Origin of the sequence: Jiangella aurantiaca (genome assembly GCF_004349105.1) — a bacterium.
GTDB classification, from domain to species: Bacteria; Actinomycetota; Actinomycetes; order Jiangellales; family Jiangellaceae; genus Jiangella; species Jiangella aurantiaca.
Genome location: NZ_SMLB01000054.1, coordinates 12,962 through 27,074 on the forward strand (window position 1 = coordinate 12,962; position 14,113 = coordinate 27,074).

At 73.2% G+C, this 14,113-nt stretch carries 15 protein-coding genes; 9 read left to right on the forward strand and 6 right to left on the reverse strand.

All coding sequences use genetic code 11. The features are described from left to right. Positions 1-99 precede the first annotated feature (99 nt). Genes E1262_RS25730 through E1262_RS25740 form a run of 3 tightly spaced genes read left to right on the forward strand, consistent with a single transcriptional unit; the run spans position 100 to position 2,032 of the window. Positions 100-783, forward strand: a complete 684-nt coding sequence (locus E1262_RS25730; RefSeq protein ID WP_132107022.1) for a hypothetical protein — start codon at positions 100-102, stop codon at positions 781-783. Then, on the forward strand, positions 783-1,421 hold the full coding sequence (locus tag E1262_RS25735; RefSeq protein WP_132107024.1) for a hypothetical protein: 639 nt from the start codon (positions 783-785) through the stop codon (positions 1,419-1,421). Before E1262_RS25730 ends, E1262_RS25735 begins: the two co-directional genes overlap by 1 nt. Further along, the gene (locus tag E1262_RS25740; protein WP_132107026.1) at positions 1,418-2,032 is read left to right on the forward strand and encodes a hypothetical protein; all 615 of its coding nucleotides are present in this window, start codon (positions 1,418-1,420) and stop codon (positions 2,030-2,032) included. The genes E1262_RS25735 and E1262_RS25740 overlap by 4 nt, the downstream gene beginning before the upstream one ends. Here E1262_RS25740 and E1262_RS25745 read toward each other — a convergent pair. Continuing rightward, positions 2,019-3,332, reverse strand: a complete 1,314-nt coding sequence (locus tag E1262_RS25745; RefSeq protein WP_132107028.1) for a hypothetical protein — start codon at positions 3,330-3,332, stop codon at positions 2,019-2,021. The genes E1262_RS25740 and E1262_RS25745 overlap by 14 nt on opposite strands. Positions 3,333-3,362: 30 nt before the next feature. Then, complete coding sequence (locus E1262_RS25750; protein WP_132107030.1) at positions 3,363-4,079, reverse strand: endonuclease/exonuclease/phosphatase family protein; 717 nt, start codon at positions 4,077-4,079, stop codon at positions 3,363-3,365. Between the two features lie 593 nt (positions 4,080-4,672). Between E1262_RS25750 and E1262_RS25755 the strand changes: the two genes are divergently transcribed. After that, entirely contained in the window at positions 4,673-5,650 is a 978-nt protein-coding gene (locus tag E1262_RS25755; protein ID WP_132107032.1) for a hypothetical protein, read from the forward strand. A 169-nt stretch (positions 5,651-5,819) separates the two neighbouring features. Continuing rightward, on the forward strand, positions 5,820-6,167 hold the full coding sequence (locus E1262_RS25760; protein ID WP_132107034.1) for a hypothetical protein: 348 nt from the start codon (positions 5,820-5,822) through the stop codon (positions 6,165-6,167). Here the strand turns inward: E1262_RS25760 and E1262_RS25765 are convergent. Beyond that, positions 6,100-7,257, reverse strand: a complete 1,158-nt coding sequence (locus E1262_RS25765; RefSeq protein WP_132107036.1) for a fatty acid desaturase family protein — start codon at positions 7,255-7,257, stop codon at positions 6,100-6,102. The two genes, E1262_RS25760 and E1262_RS25765, sit on opposite strands and share 68 nt — an antisense overlap. 270 nt (positions 7,258-7,527) lie before the next feature. Beyond that, positions 7,528-8,301: an alpha/beta fold hydrolase gene (locus E1262_RS25770; RefSeq protein WP_132107038.1), complete on the reverse strand. Its 774-nt coding sequence runs from the start codon at positions 8,299-8,301 to the stop codon at positions 7,528-7,530. 64 nt (positions 8,302-8,365) lie between these two features. On the opposite strand from E1262_RS25770, the gene E1262_RS25775 reads away from it, so the two are divergent. The 3 genes from E1262_RS25775 (at position 8,366) to E1262_RS25785 (ending at position 9,545) form a co-directional block, all read left to right on the forward strand. Further along, entirely contained in the window at positions 8,366-8,986 is a 621-nt protein-coding gene (locus E1262_RS25775; RefSeq protein WP_132107040.1) for a TetR/AcrR family transcriptional regulator, read from the forward strand. 93 nt (positions 8,987-9,079) lie between these two features. Beyond that, on the forward strand, positions 9,080-9,262 hold the full coding sequence (locus E1262_RS25780; protein WP_132107042.1) for a hypothetical protein: 183 nt from the start codon (positions 9,080-9,082) through the stop codon (positions 9,260-9,262). A gap of 67 nt (positions 9,263-9,329) precedes the next feature. Continuing rightward, on the forward strand, positions 9,330-9,545 hold the full coding sequence (locus E1262_RS25785; protein WP_132107044.1) for a hypothetical protein: 216 nt from the start codon (positions 9,330-9,332) through the stop codon (positions 9,543-9,545). Position 9,546: 1 nt separating this feature from the next. On the opposite strand, the gene E1262_RS25790 is transcribed toward E1262_RS25785, so the two are convergent. Next, positions 9,547-12,183 (reverse strand): alpha-L-rhamnosidase, encoded by a 2,637-nt coding sequence (locus E1262_RS25790; RefSeq protein WP_132107046.1) that lies wholly within the window; start codon positions 12,181-12,183, stop codon positions 9,547-9,549. Between the two features lie 108 nt (positions 12,184-12,291). Here E1262_RS25790 and E1262_RS25795 point away from each other — a divergent pair, with 108 nt between their 5' ends. Then, a complete protein-coding gene (locus tag E1262_RS25795; protein ID WP_132107048.1) occupies positions 12,292-13,155 on the forward strand; it encodes an NAD-dependent epimerase/dehydratase family protein in 864 nt (287 codons plus the stop codon). Here E1262_RS25795 and E1262_RS25800 read toward each other — a convergent pair. After that, a complete protein-coding gene (locus tag E1262_RS25800) occupies positions 13,137-14,024 on the reverse strand; it encodes an SMP-30/gluconolactonase/LRE family protein (RefSeq protein WP_203454434.1) in 888 nt (295 codons plus the stop codon). The two genes, E1262_RS25795 and E1262_RS25800, sit on opposite strands and share 19 nt — an antisense overlap. Positions 14,025-14,113 lie beyond the last annotated feature (89 nt).

Consider the following 14,113-nt stretch of genomic DNA (forward strand, 5'->3'; position numbering starts at 1 on the left):
CGCCAGCACAGCGACGCCGGTACCGCGGCCGCCTGAGCGGTCGCGATACCGGCGTGCTCGGCAGCGGCGCTCCAGGCGCGCGCCTTACACTCTGGTTCCGTGATGGCGGAGTCGGGCGGCCGGCTGCGGCGCCTGGCCCTCGGGGCCCCGCGCCAGCACCTGACGCTGACGGGGAGCGCGGCCGGCGCGGTGGTGTTGGCCGTGCTGGTCGCCGGCGGGTTCGACCCGCTCGAGAAGCCCGAGGCGGACGTCGCGCCTCTGGCCGTCGGCGAGGCCGCCGACATCGGCCCGTTCACCGTCACCGTCGACCGCATGCGGGTGGTCGACGAGCTGCCCGGCATCTCCGAGGGGGACGACGACACCCGGGTGCTGGCGCTGGTCGGGACGGTGACGGCGACCGGCACGACGACGCAGTACGGAGCCATGCTCTCGGAGAGCGTCGCGCTGGACGGCGTGCCCGGCGTGCCGGCGGAGGTGCTGCCCGGCGAGACCACCGACCCGGGCGAGCCGGTGCCCGCCGGCGACGTGTACGTCATGGCCGACGGCACCCGTCTCGACGCCGTGCAGCCGGGCCTGGAGTACGAGGTCGCGTTCGTGTGGGAGCAGGACGCGCGGGCCGACGTCCCCTCGGAGGCGCGGCTGGTGCTGATCGGGCGGACGCTGCGGCAGAGCTCGATCGACCACTCCGACGAGTGGCTCGACCCGCTGCCCGTCGTCGCCGGCGACATCGAGGTGACCGAGCCGTCAGCCGAGCCGACCGAACCGGCCGAGGAGGACTCCTGATGGGCGGCCGCCGGGTCGCGCGTCCGCCGGCGAGGCGGCTGAACGGGCTGCCGCGGCGGGCCGCGTTCGCCGTCCTGCTGGTCGCCGCGCTGGCGACCGGTCGCGCCGTCGAGGGCCTGATGCCGGTCGACGACGAGACGGTCGCGCCGTTCGAGCGGACCGGTGGCATCGGCGACCGGGTCGAGGCGCGCTGGGGCGACGTGCAGGTGACCTCCGTCGCCGGCTCCACCCGCATCGAGGACCCCTACGGCACGGTCCATGTGACCGGAGGCGTGTACGTCGTCGTCGACTGGACGTACACCGCGGCCGGCGAGCCGCAGGTCCCGGCGTACGTCGCACTCCGCGACACCGAGGGCCGGGTGTTCCGCACCAGCGTCGAGCGCAACCCGTACAGCTCCGGTGGCGCGGCCCAGCCCGGCATCCCGCGGCGGGTGGCGGCCGCCATCGAGGTGCCCGCCGACGCCGTCGCCGGGGCGCGGCTGGTGGTCACGCTGGAGACGAACCCCGAGGACCACCGCCGTGACGACATCGTCGTGGTCGACCTCGGGCTCACCCAGGACGACGCCGACGCGTGGGCGACGTCGGAGGAGCCGGTAGAGGTGGCGGAGCCCGCCGACGGACCCGGAGCTGCGTCGTGAGGCCACCTGGCTGGTGGCGGCGCAACCGCTGGGGTCTGGTCGCGCTGCCGGTGGCGCTGGCCGCGGCGCTGGCCGCCAGCTCGTACCGCGTCGAGGCCTACTGGTGGCTGGAGAAGCCGCGCGACCTCGTCGACGCCGAGCGGGGCGAGTGGGTGACGTTCTCCGCCAGCCAGTACGACCGCACCGGCGACGTCCCATTCACCGTGCGGGTCCGGCTGGACGGCGTGCGCCCGGCCGAGGCCCCGTTCGGTGAGGACGACGAGCTGGACCTCCCCGACGGCGTACAGGCCGTCGCCGTCGACCTCTCGCTGGCCGCCGCCCCCGACGTTCCGCTGACCAGCTGTGACCTCGTCGTCCGCGACGCCTCCGGCACCGAGTACGCCTACCAGTCCGCGTCGCCGTCGATCAGCCAGGCGACGTCGCCGTGCGTGCCTCCGGACGCGCGCGGGCCGGAGCTCGACCTGTTCGAGGGCATCGACCCCGACACCGGGCCGCGCCGCCCCGACGAGTGGACGGTCAGCCCGGTCGTGCTGCTCCCCGACGGCATCGAGGTCGCCGAGGTCCTGCTCAGCTGGGGTCCGCCGGAGGGGCTGCTGATCAGCGCAGAGTGACGGTCTGCCCGTCGCCGCGGGTGAGAACGCGGTCGATGGCCGCGCCCAGCAGGCACACCACCACGACAGTGCCGATGACGTGCGACACCATGCTGGTGTGCGGGGCGAACGCCAGGTAGGCGTCCAGCGGCAGCGGCCCCAGCAGATCGCGCCAGAACAGCTCGACGGCGTACTCCAGCCGCTGCGCGGCGACGAACGCGAGCGCGAACAGCAGCATCGGCGCCAGCCCGGCGACGGCGAGCCGGCGCAGCCCGCTGACCAGCGCGCCGAAGCGGTCGCCGAGGCCGCCGGTGAGCTCGTTGCCGACCTGGCGGGCCGGTGCGTGCATGCGGCGGACCAGCCCGCCGCGCGGCCGTCGGTGCGAGGCCTGACGGCGCCGCTCGGGCTCGCGCAGCTGCTGCCCGTAGACGACCGCGCCAACCGTCAGCCAGGCGACCGGGATCACCAGCAGCGCGTCTGCGTCGGCGAGCAGCTCGAACAGCCACCGGCTCCCCACGTCGACGGCATTGCCCACCGGGCCGAAGAACGCCAGCAGCGACTGCCACCCGTCGGCGATGGCCCGCGCGACCGCCCGCTCCTGGATCCACGCGACGGCGGCCTCCTGGTGGGTGGCGAGCATACGGGCGAGGGTGACCAGCCAGAGGACCTCGACGTAGGCGGCGGCCCACGGGACCCACTTCATCGGCCGGCGCCGGGCCAGGACGCCGAGACCGTACCGCAGCACGATCGCGATCGCCACCAGCGCCATCGCCAGCCAGCCGGTCGCCAGCGCCGTCCGGTCCTGGTCCACCTCGCCGGTGCCCAGCAGCAGGTCGGGGTTGTTGAGCAGCTCGTCGGTGACCGCGGTGTTCACGAACCGGAACACGTCCTCGGAGAGGTAGCCGTAGGAGGCGTAGATGGCGAGGAACGGGATCATCACGCTGCCGAGCACGGTGACGACGCTCGCGTGCCTGCGCGTTGCCGGGTCCTCGCCGGTCGCGGCCGCCTCGTCGGCGGACGCCTGCAGTGACGGCAGCGAGTGTCGCAGCGCGTACAGGGCCGCGATCAGCGCTGACACCGCCGCCAGCGGACCCAGTACCAGCACCAGCACACCCAGCGTCCCGCTGTAGTCGCTCAGCTCGACCGCCGCCCACAGTGCGGCGTACCGGCCGGCCTCGCCGGCGAACAGGATCGCCAGCAGCACCGGCCAATGCCGGGCCAGCAGCCGCCCCGCCCGTCCCACGACAGTGAACAGGTCGGCCACGGCGGAGCGCAGGGTCGCGCCCAGCCCGGGCCGGGTCGGTCTCTCGGTCAAGGTCATCGCAGGTCATCCTGGGTCGGAGCGGACGCCTCAGGATAATGGCTGGGCGAGCGTGGCGAGGAGCGGCAGATGGTCGGAGCCGGCGCGGTCGAGCAGCTCCGCCCGCACCGTCAGCGACGGCGACGCCACCACATAGTCGATCGGCTCGGCGGGCGATGCGGTCGGGTAGGACGCCTGCGCCGACTCCGGGCGCACCAGCACCGAGCCGTCCGCCGGGACCCACGACGCCGCCGGCGTGTTGAAGTCGCCGCACACGAGCCAGGGCGCGTCGAGGCCGCGGCTGAGCGACAGCAGGCGGTCCAGCGCGGCGGCACGGGCCGGGGCCGAGCGGCGGGGCAGGTGGGTGCTGCCGATCCAGAGGCCGCTTCCGCCGAGATCGAGCCGCACCAGCAGCACCGTCCGCGCCTCGGAAGACTCCGAGCCGTCGTACAAGCCTGGCGGCCAGCGCAACTGCCACTGCTGCACCGCCCGGATCGGCGCCTTGACCAGCAGCGCGTTGCCGTAGCCGCCGCGCGGGCCGGCGTCGTCGCCGTAGTGGACGGTGGGCGGGAAGACCCAGGCGAACCCGAGCCGGCCGGCCAGCTGGCCAAGCGTCGACGGGCCGCCCCACGGCTCGTCGACCTCGACCAGCGAGACGATCTGCGGGTCGGTCTCCTCGATCAGTGCGGCCACGGCGTCGGCGTTCGAGGCGTCGGCATCGTCGCACCAGGAGTGGATGTTCCAGTGCAGGATCCGGGTCTCCGGCATGGCTCGTCAGGCTAGACGATCCCCCGTCGCTCCGACGGGCAGGTCATCGGCCGGGGGTGCGGCGTTGGCCTCCCCCTGCCGCCCATTCTCTCTTGGCCGGGTGTCCACGTGGTGAGATTTCCCAGTGATCCGGAGGGCATCATGAGGTTGTCTCGAGCCTCAACACGCCTGCAATCGTGGTGAGGCTCGGGTAATCCTGGTGGTGTACGCGATCGTGGATGATCATCGCTGTCCACAGACAGCAGCGCCACACCGAACCACGGCTGCGCGGGGTCGAGGTGTGCCCAGACTCCCCCCGTCCCCTGATAGCTGCCCGTTCTTAGACCGCGCAGCCGCGGGTCAAGCGGTCCTCGCCGGCGCGAAGCGCCCAACAGTCCGCTTGAGGCGCGGTTGCGCGGCTAAGACAATGCGCAGCAGGGGGACGGTGGACGTGGCAACCCCCGGCCGACGCGGCATCCCCGGCGAGCCGAACGCGACCGACCCACGGATCGGGCAGAAGAGCCTCATTTTGAGCCTGTCATCTCAGGAGATGGCGCGGCTGGTGGTGGCACACGAGGGAAGGAACCAGCCCAGTCGCATCGTAGATTGGCGCTGTGACGCCCGACGGCCGCCTGATCCGCCTCGACGAGCTGCGCGAATGGGACGGCCCAGGCGAGCTGGTGGTGTTCCTCGGCGTGACGACGGCGGGCTCGCGCAGCCACGACGTGTTCCCCGGCTGGTCCGACGCACTGGGTCGGCCGGACTGGACGCTGCGCGGCACCGACCTGCCCCTGACCGCGCCGGACGCGGCCTACGCCGAGCTCGTCGCCGCCGTCGCCGCTAACCCGCGGGTGGCCGGGGCTGTCGTCACCAGCCACAAGCTGCGGCTCCACCGGGCCGGCGCGGCGCTGTTCCGCCGCGCGGACGTCCTCGCCGGGCTCACCCATGAGGTGAACACACTGGTCCGCATCCGGGACGGCGTCGACGCGCACGCACGCGACCCGCTCGCGCTCGCCGCCGTCCTCCGCGGGTTCGACGAGGCCGGGCGCGCGGACGTCGTCGTGTACGGGGCCGGCGGCGCCGGGACGGCGCTGCTGCTGGCGCTGACCCTCGACGTCGAGGCGACCCTCGCCGCCGGCCGCCCCGTCCCCGCGGAGGGTGGGCCGCGCACCGTCACCGTCCTCGACACCGACGACGGCGCGCTCGCCGCGCTGCAGGCCACGGCCGAGCGGGGCGGGGTTCTGGACGACCGTCTCCGGCTGCTCGACGCCCCCGGCCCGGCGCCGCTCCCGGACGGCGCGCTCGTCGTCAACGCGACCGGGCTCGGCAAGGACCGGCCCGGCTCGCCGCTCCCGTCCGGCACCGTCCTGCCCCCGGCGGCGACAGCCTGGGACTTCAACTACCGCGGCGACCTGACGTTCCTCTCCGACGCCCGCGCGCAGGGCGCCACCGCCGTCGACGGGTGGGACTACTTCGTCGCGGGGTGGGGTGCGGCGCTGACGGCCATCGCCGGCGTGCCGCTGACCGACGACCTGCTGGCCGGTCTGGCCGCGGCGGCCGCGGCCCATCGGCCCGGCCGACCTCGCTCCTGACCGCTGGAGCACAGCCGACACGTCCAGGACGGCCTGCCACTCCTGCCGCGCCGGGTCGGCCACGCCGAGCGCGAGCCGTGACGGCGTAGGGTGGAGGCGTCCCGGAATCGCGACATCCCAGCCTCGAGGTGCCTGCCCGAGCGGGCCCACCTGTCGCGGAAGGAATGTCATGGCCATCTTCCACCGCAATGGCAATGGCCCTGAGGAGTCACTCACGGAGTGGCCGGCACCGGTCGGAGCCGGTGCGGCGCGTGCGGCACCGGCGGGACGCGGTCGCGCCGCCTGGTTCGCCGGCTTCGTCGCGGCGCTAGCCCTCACGATCCTGGTCGTGTTCGTACTGCAGAACACCCGCGACGTCGACCTCGCCTTCCTCTGGCTGGATGGGCGCGTTCCGCTGGCCCTGGCCCTGCTCGTCGCGGCGGCCTGTTCGGCTGTCTTCGTGACGCTGATCAGACGCGGAACTGCGCGACCATCGGGCACCGGTAGGCATACCGGCCGCGCAACCCCACCCGGTTGAGATAACGGACGATCACGCGGTAGGCGCCGAAAAGGCTGGTCTCGGTGTAGCCGACCAGGTGCCGGGCGCAGTACTCCCGCACGATGGGCTGTGCCCGGCGAAGATTCGGCCGGGGCATGCTCGGGAACAGGTGGTGCTCGATCTGGTAGTTGAGCCCGCCCATGAAGAAGTGGATCAGCCGGCCGCCGCGGATGTTGCGCGACGTCAGCACCTGACGGCGGAGGAAATCGACTCTTTCGTCCGGCGCGACGATGGCCATGCCGATGTGATTCGGCGCGAAGGAGGCACCGAGGAGCAGCCCGAACAGGGCCATCTGGACGCCGAAGAAGGCCGCGGCCTTGCCCGGCGGCAGGACCAGCAGCAGCACGGTGATGTACCCGCCGAGACGAGCGGTGATGAACGCCGCTTCCCACCAGCGGTACTTGAGCGGTTGTCGCCGCACGATCGTCTGGATGCTCGCTACGTGCAGCGAGAGCCCTTCGAGCAGTAGCAGCGGGAAGAAGTAATAGCCCTGACGGGGCGTGAGTCGAGCGGCCAGGCCCCGCCGGGCCTGCGCGACGGCCGGGGTGAACGCCAGGACGCCGGGCCCGACGTCAGGGTCCGCGCCCTCCTTGTTCGGGTTCGCGTGGTGACGGCTGTGCTTGGACTGCCACCAGCCGTAGCTGAGCCCCGTGAACAACCCGGAGAAGACCCGCGAGGTCCAGTCGTTCCACCGGTGCGAGGCGAAGACCTGGCGGTGGGCGCTGTCGTGCCCCAGGAAGCCGAACTGGACCAGCACGACCGCGAGCGCGGCAGCGAGGAGCAACTGGAACCAGGAGTTGCCGAGGAACGCGAACGCCACCCAGATCCCCGCGAACGCCGTCACGGCCGCGGCGATCCTGGACCAGTAGTAGCCGTACCGCCGCCGCAGCAGTCCGGCGTCGCGGATCTGCCGCGCCAGCTCGGTGTACGTGCTGACGTGACGGGCACGCGCGGGGACGCGGGCCTCCACCGTGGCCGGCGGACCGGCTCCGTCCCGGGCCGGCGGACCGGCTCCGTCCCGGGCCGGCGGATCGGCTCGTCGTTGGCTGCGCAGTCGTTCAGTGGTCATGTCGGCTCCTTCTGCTCGTGTGGGCGGCACGGGGCCGCCGGGCCGCCAGGCACTGCCGCGGACCCTGTCCCGGTCGTCGGGGAGGAACGTGAACGCGGTGAGCGCCGGCGATCGTGCGGCGGTCGCGACGATTCAGGTCATGGTGTGATCGCCGCCCGTATTCCGGCCTCAGCGGCTCATCTGTCCTGCCGGCGCCGCTGGACCCCGACGGGATCCATACCGTGCACCGATCTACTGCGATTACCCGGCTCGCCCGGAAGGCATGCGCCCTCAGCTCCGGCCGGTGACGAACCAGCCGGTGAGCTGCGCGGCGAGCTCGGTGTCGTCGATGCCGTGCCAGCCGCCGGGGAGCTCGCGGTGCTCGCCGGCGGGCAGCCGCGACGCGACATCGCGGGCCGCGCCGCGCAGGTAGTCGTCGCTCCCGCTGCTGCTGAGCACGAGCACCGGCGTGTGCACCTCGGCGAGCAGTTCGGCCGTCATCGTCGCGGTGAGCTCGGCGTCGTAGAGCAGGGTGGGAGCCAGCGCCTCCAGGCCGGGCCAGGCCGGATGGGCGCGCAGCTGCTCGATCCACTCGTCCGGGACGCCGACGGCACGGTTGAAGAACTCGACGGCGGCGCCACGCTCGCCACGGCCGATCAGCTCCCGCAGTCGACCGGTGAACTCCTCGTCGGCCGGCCGGCCGACGATGAACGGCGGCTCGAGCAACGCCACCGTCCGGATCGGCAGCCCGGCGGCGGCCGCCCTCAGTGCCACGGCGGCGCCGGAGCTGAACCCGTAGACGTCCGCCTCGCCGCCGGCCAGCTCGATCACCGCTGCGAGGTCGTCGACCTCCCGCTCGGGCGCGTACGGCGCGGTGTCTCCGCTGTCGCCGCGGCCGCGCCGATCGTAGGTGTGGACGGCGAACCGCTCTGACAGCGCCGGGATCGCACCGGCCATTGGACGCAGCCCGTCGAACGCGCCCGCGGGGTCGATCATGACGAGCGCCGGACCCTTCCCCGAGCGGCTGACGGCGATCGGCGTCCCGTCGGCGGATCGAGCCTGCATGTCGATCATCCTCTCTGGATACTGAACTGTTCAGTACTCGCTCCAGTACTGTACAGTTCAGTTCATGGATCGGGCAAGAGGCCGTGGCACACCGAAGGAGCCACTCATCCTCGACGCCGCCCGGACGGTGTTCCTGCACCGGGGGTTCGGGGCGGCCGGCGTCGACGAGATCGCCGCGATCGCCGCCATCTCCAAGGTGACGTTGTACAAGTACTTCCCCAGCAAGGAGGCCTTGTTCGACGCCGTCATCCGGCGCGACATCCAGCGCGCCGAGCGGCTCTCCGACGACCACCTCGACACCCTCGCGGCGACCACGGACCTCCCCCGCGACCTCAAGGCGTTCGCGCGCGAGTTCGTCACCACCGTCACCGCGCCGGACCTGCTGCGGATGCGCCGCTTGGTCGCGGCCGAGGCCGAGCGGTTCCCCGACCTCGCCCGCACCTGGGACGAGCGCGGCCGGCGGCGCGGCCTCCAAACGCTGCGCCGGCTCTTCGGCGACCTCGCCGGGCGCGGACTGCTGGCCGGCGACATGGACGTCGCGGCCGAGCAGTTCCTCTGGCTGCTGCTGGCGGCGCCGTTCAACGAGTCGCTGTTCACCCCGGCGGCGACGCCCGCACCGCGCGACCTCGATGCCCACGCCGATACCGCCGTCGCGACGTTCCTCGCCGCATTCGGGCGGAAGTGACCGGTTCCTCCCCGATGTGGTGGATTCGCTGGCCAGCCGGGCCAGTTGTCACTTACGGTCGAAATGACGCTGCCCGATGACGAGAGGACGACGATGTCCGACCGCCACGCTCTGGCGCCGCTGCGCCGCTGGCTCATCGACTCCGGCACACCGGCCAAGCTCGCCGTCCTGCTGATCCTGGCCGTCCTGATGATCGCCACCTCGGTCGTTCTGCTCACCAGCACGACCGACGGCGGCGACTCCGGCCTGATCGAGATCGAGACCCCGGCCGGCTGACCGGCGTCGCCGCCGCACATGGTTGCGGCGGTCCCTCCTGGGTACGCGGTCCGTGGGAGGGATCTCGATGGAACGAGGCAGTGACAAGCACGGCCCGCGCGCCGACGACGAGCTGAAGCACCAGCTCGACGGCACGATCCGCGGCAACCGCTCGAGCCGGGCCGAGGAGTGGCACGACCCCGAACCGCCCGCCGATGACGATCCCGCCGCCACGGACCGCGCGGGCGTACCGACCGAAGTACCGGCCGAAGTGCCGGAGGACGAGACCGACACCGACCGCTGACCTACGTCAGCGCGGACCGGTTCTCGTGCCGGCCGGGCGCGAGCGCGACCGTGACGCCGTCCGGCAGCTCGAGGCTGCCGGTGGTGCCCACCGGCAGCTGCGTCGCCACGACCAGCGCGCCGGCCTCGACGCGCCACTCGATGGAGACCTCGCCGTACGGTGACCGGTGCCGGGCCCGCGCGAAGGTCAGCCCGCCGCCCGGCCGCGGCCGGAACCGCACGCGGCGGTAGCCCGGCTCGGCCGGCGCCAGCCCCGCCACCACACGGTGCAGCCAGTCGGCCACGGCGCCGAGCGCGTAGTGGTTGAACGACGTCATCGTCCCCGGGTTGACGGTGCCGTCGGGCAGCAGGCTGTCCCAGCGCTCCCAGATCGTCGTCGCGCCGTGCGTGACCGGGTACAGCCAGGACGGGCAGTCCCGCTGCAGCAACAGGTCGTACGCGGTGTCCAGCTCGCCGGCGTCCGTCAGCGCGTCGCTGACCAGCGGCGTCCCGACGAACCCGGTGGCGATGCGGTTGCCCTCGGCGCGGACCAGCTCGCCCACACGGCGACCGGCCGCGGCCCGCAGCTCGTCTGGGATCAGGTCGAATCGCAGCCCCAGCGCGTACGCCGTCTGCGCGTCGCTGGTCATCCGGCCGTCGGGCAGCACATAGGTAGCAGCGAACGCATCGCGGACGGCGTCGGCCAGCGCCGCGTAGTGCTTCCGCTCCACGTCACGGCCCAGGACGCCGGCCAGCCACGACAGCCGGCGTGCCGACGCCGCGAAGTACGCCGTCGCGACCAGATACCGGTCGGTACGCGCATCGGCCGGGTCCTGCGGCGGCGCGGCCGGGTCGAGCCAGTCGCCGAGCTGGAAGCCATCGTCCCAGAGGTGGTCGGGGCCGGCCAGCCGGTCGACGAGGTCGACCCAGCGGCGGGCGCTCTCGAACCGGTCCGCGACGACGCCGGCGTCGCCGTACCGCTCGTACAGCGTCCACGGCAGGAACGTCACGACGTCGCCCCACGCCGCGCCCGGCCGGATCGGCGTCCACGTCTTGTGCGCCGGGATCACCGGGACGTACCACGGCACCGTCCCATCGGGCAGCTGCTCGCGCTCGACGTCGCCCAGCCAGCCGGCCAGCATCCCCGCCACGTCGTAGAGGAAGCTCGCCGTCGGCCCGAACACCTGGATGTCGCCGGTCCAGCCGACCCGCTCGTCGCGCTGCGGGCAGTCGGTCGGGAGGTCGACCATGTTGCCGCGCATGCTCCACACGACGTTCTCGTGCAGCCGGTTCACCAGCGGGTCGGAGCACTCGAACCACCCGGTGCGCTCCAGGTCGGTGTGGTAGACGCGGGCGACGACGTCACCGGCGGCGACGGCGGCGTCGAGGTCGCCGGGCCAGCCGGTGACCTCGGCGTACCGGAACCCGTGGAAGGTGAACCGCGGCTCCCACTCCTCGCCGTCCGGGCGGCCGGCCAGTGTGTAGCTGTCGGCCGAGCGCGCGTCGCGCAGCGGGCGGGTGTAGAGCTCGCCGTCCTGCAGGACCTCGGCGGTGCGCAGCGTGACGGTGCTGCCCGCAGGCCCCGTGACGCGGAAGCGGACCCGGCCGACGAGGTTCTGCCCCAAGTCGAGGACGCGCTTGCCGCTGGGCGTCGTGAGCACCGCCACCGGCCGGACCTCCTCGGTGCAGCGGACCGGCGGGCCGGTGGGCGCGCGAAGGGTCGCGGGGTCGCGCTCGCCGACGGCGACCGGCGTCCACGCGGCGTCGTCGAAGCCGGGCTCGGACCATCCGGCGTGCTCCAAGCGCGCGTCGTAGTCCTCGCCGTCGTAGTTGCCGGTGCGGAGGATCGGGCTCGGCGCCGCCCGCCAGGCGCCGTCCGTCGCGACCGTCTGAACCCGGCCGTCGCCGTAGGTCAGCTCCATCTGCGCGAGGAACGACAGGTCGCTGCCGTACAGGTTGCGGAAGCCGCCGTACCAGCCGAGCCGGCCGCGGTACCAGCCGTCGCCGAGCCAGGCGCCGAGCACGTTCGGGCCCGGCCGGAGCAGCGGCGTGACGTCGTAGGTGTAGTAGCGCAGGTGCTTCGGGTAGACCGTCCAGCCCGGCGACAGCGCCTCGTCACCGACCCGCCGCCCGTTGACCTCCGCCTCGTACAGCCCGTGCGCCGTCGCGTACAGCCGGGCCGCGACGAGGTCGCCGCCGACGGTGAACTCACGACGCACCAGCGACGGCCGCCGGTCGTCGGACTCCGGGTCCTCGTCCCACGCGCCGCCCACCGGGACCGCCGACCAGTCGCCCGGCTCCAGCAGCCCGGCCTCGAGCACCGTCGGCTCGCTCCAGCCGGTGGTCGCGCCGTCGTCGCCGTGCAGCCGGACCCGGACGGTCACCCGCTCGCGCGACGTCAGCGGCTGCGCCGGCCACGGGACCAGCACCTGGTCCGCCGAGTCGATGGTGACGACCTCGGGCGCAGCGCCGGTGCGCGTCAGCTCGACGTCGTAACCGGTCTGCCGCCACGGCCGGTCCGCCGTCACCGTCCAGGACAGCCGCGGGCGGCGCTCACCGATGCCCAGCGGCTGTCGGCCGTTTGTAGCCGACCGCAAGGTCTGACGCCAGTCCCCGGATGAATAGTGCTCGACCCGTGGGGCGGACGGCGTGACGGTCATCGGCACTCCCTCGGCTGGCGGAACGGTGGCTGAGACGTTTCAAGGCGGCAGACTACCGGAATCTCCACAGTGATTGACACGATTCAACCTGCCGGTCACGATGGGGCCATGCGGATCGCGGTCACCGGCAGCTCCGGCCGGCTCGGTACGGCCACCGTCGAGCGGCTGCGGGCCGGCGGGCACGATGTCGTCGGGTTCGACCTCGCGGCCCCGGCCGGGCAGGGGTTCACCCGGGTCGACCTCGCCGACTACGGGCAGACGCTCGACGCACTACTCGGCGTGACGGCGCGGCACGACGGCGTCGACGCGCTCGTCCACCTGGCGGCGATCCCGGTGAACGGCCTGGTCCCCGACGTCACCACGTTCCACGCCAACCTGACGGCGTCGTTCAACACGGTCTTCGCCGCGCTCCGGGCCGGGGTGCGCGCCGTCGTCTGCGCGTCGAGCATCACCGCGATGGGTTTCCCGTTCGACGAGCCCCCGCCGTACCTCCCGCTCGACGAGGACTTCACCGCGGCGAACACCACCTACGGCCTGGTCAAGGTGCTCGAGGAGACGATGGCCGGCCAGCTGGTGCGGTGGGACCCAGGGCTGTCGGTCACGGCGCTGCGCTTCACCAACATCGTCACGCCGGACGACTACGGCACGTTCGCCCGTGCCGGCGACCCGGCCTACCGGCGCGACCTCCTCGGCTCGTACGTCGACGTGCGCGACGCGGCCGCCGCGGTCGAGCTGGCGCTGGCGGCTGCCCGCCCAGGGGCCGTGGTCTACGACATCGCGGCCGCCGACACCGGCCTGACCATCCCGTCGGCCGAGCTGGCCCGCCGCTGGTTCCCGGACGTGCCGCTCCGCCGTGAGCTCCGCGAGTTCGAGACGCTGATCTCGATCGACCGCGCCCGCGCGCGGCTCGGCTACGCGCCGGCGCACACCTGGCGCGAGGAGTACGCCGCGGGTCAGGCGGTGCCGCGGTGATGCGTCGCCGACCGCGTCGTGGTGCCGATCCGGTACAGGCTCGTGCTCGCCGCCACGAACAGCTCGGTGCCGTCGTCACCGCCGAAGCAGACGTTCGCGACCGGCTCCGGCACCGGCACGACGGCGACCCGCTCGCCGTCGGGCGTGAACACCTGCACGGAGTCCTCGCTCGACGACCACACCCGGCCCTCCTCGTCGACCCGGATGCCGTCGGCCGCGCCCGGGCGCACCGTCGCGAACACCCGGCCGTCGCCGCACCGGCCGTCCGCCACGTCGTACGCATGGATCGACCGCGCCTCGGGGTCGGCCTGCAGGTAGCCGGTGTCGGCGACGTACAGCACCGACTCGTCCGGCGAGAAGGCCAGGCCGTTGGGGTGGACCATGTCGGTGACGACGGCGCTCAGCTCGCCGCTCGCCTCGTCGTAGCGGAACACGTGGCAGCCGCCGTACTCCTGCTGCCCCGGGTGCCCCTCGCGGCCGCTCTCGTGGATGCCGTACGGCGGGTCGGTGAACCAGATCGAGCCGTCGCTCGCCACCACCACGTCGTTGGGCGAGTTGAACGGAAGGCCGCCGACGGCGTCGACGATCGGCGTGACGACGCCGTCGATGTCGCGCTCCACCCGGCGCCGCCCGTGCGAGCACTGGACGACGTGGCCGTCGAGGTCGAGCGTGCGGCCGTTGGTGAACTCGACGCCGGTGCCGTAGACCGTCGTCTCGCCGGTCGCGGCGTCCCACTCGAGGATGCGGTCGTTCGGGATGTCGCTCCAGCGCACCCGGCGGCTGCGGGGCAACCAGACGGGGCCCTCGGCCCACACGGTCCCGGTGTACAGCCGCTCCAGCGCGGCGCCGTCGGCCAGGGGGCTCGTCACGCGCTCAGGATGCCAGACCGACCCGCCGGCGCTCGTCGTCAGGGCGAGCACGCCGGCCCCGACCACACCGACACCAGGGAGAAGGCGTC

Excerpts from the sequence above, each read along its gene's own strand:
- E1262_RS25735 (WP_132107024.1), top strand. The coding sequence starts at position 783 with ATGGGCGGCCGCCGGGTCGCGCGTCCGCCGGCGAGGCGGCTGAACGGG.
- E1262_RS25745 (WP_132107028.1), bottom strand. The coding sequence starts at position 3,332 with ATGACCTTGACCGAGAGACCGACCCGGCCCGGGCTGGGCGCGACCCTG.
- E1262_RS25750 (WP_132107030.1), bottom strand. The coding sequence starts at position 4,079 with ATGCCGGAGACCCGGATCCTGCACTGGAACATCCACTCCTGGTGCGAC.
- E1262_RS25760 (WP_132107034.1), top strand. The coding sequence starts at position 5,820 with ATGGCCATCTTCCACCGCAATGGCAATGGCCCTGAGGAGTCACTCACG.
- E1262_RS25765 (WP_132107036.1), bottom strand. The coding sequence starts at position 7,257 with ATGACCACTGAACGACTGCGCAGCCAACGACGAGCCGATCCGCCGGCC.
- E1262_RS25770 (WP_132107038.1), bottom strand. The coding sequence starts at position 8,301 with ATGCAGGCTCGATCCGCCGACGGGACGCCGATCGCCGTCAGCCGCTCG.
- E1262_RS25775 (WP_132107040.1), top strand. The coding sequence starts at position 8,366 with ATGGATCGGGCAAGAGGCCGTGGCACACCGAAGGAGCCACTCATCCTC.
- E1262_RS25780 (WP_132107042.1), top strand. The coding sequence starts at position 9,080 with ATGTCCGACCGCCACGCTCTGGCGCCGCTGCGCCGCTGGCTCATCGAC.
- E1262_RS25785 (WP_132107044.1), top strand. The coding sequence starts at position 9,330 with ATGGAACGAGGCAGTGACAAGCACGGCCCGCGCGCCGACGACGAGCTG.
- E1262_RS25790 (WP_132107046.1), bottom strand. The coding sequence starts at position 12,183 with ATGACCGTCACGCCGTCCGCCCCACGGGTCGAGCACTATTCATCCGGG.
- E1262_RS25795 (WP_132107048.1), top strand. The coding sequence starts at position 12,292 with ATGCGGATCGCGGTCACCGGCAGCTCCGGCCGGCTCGGTACGGCCACC.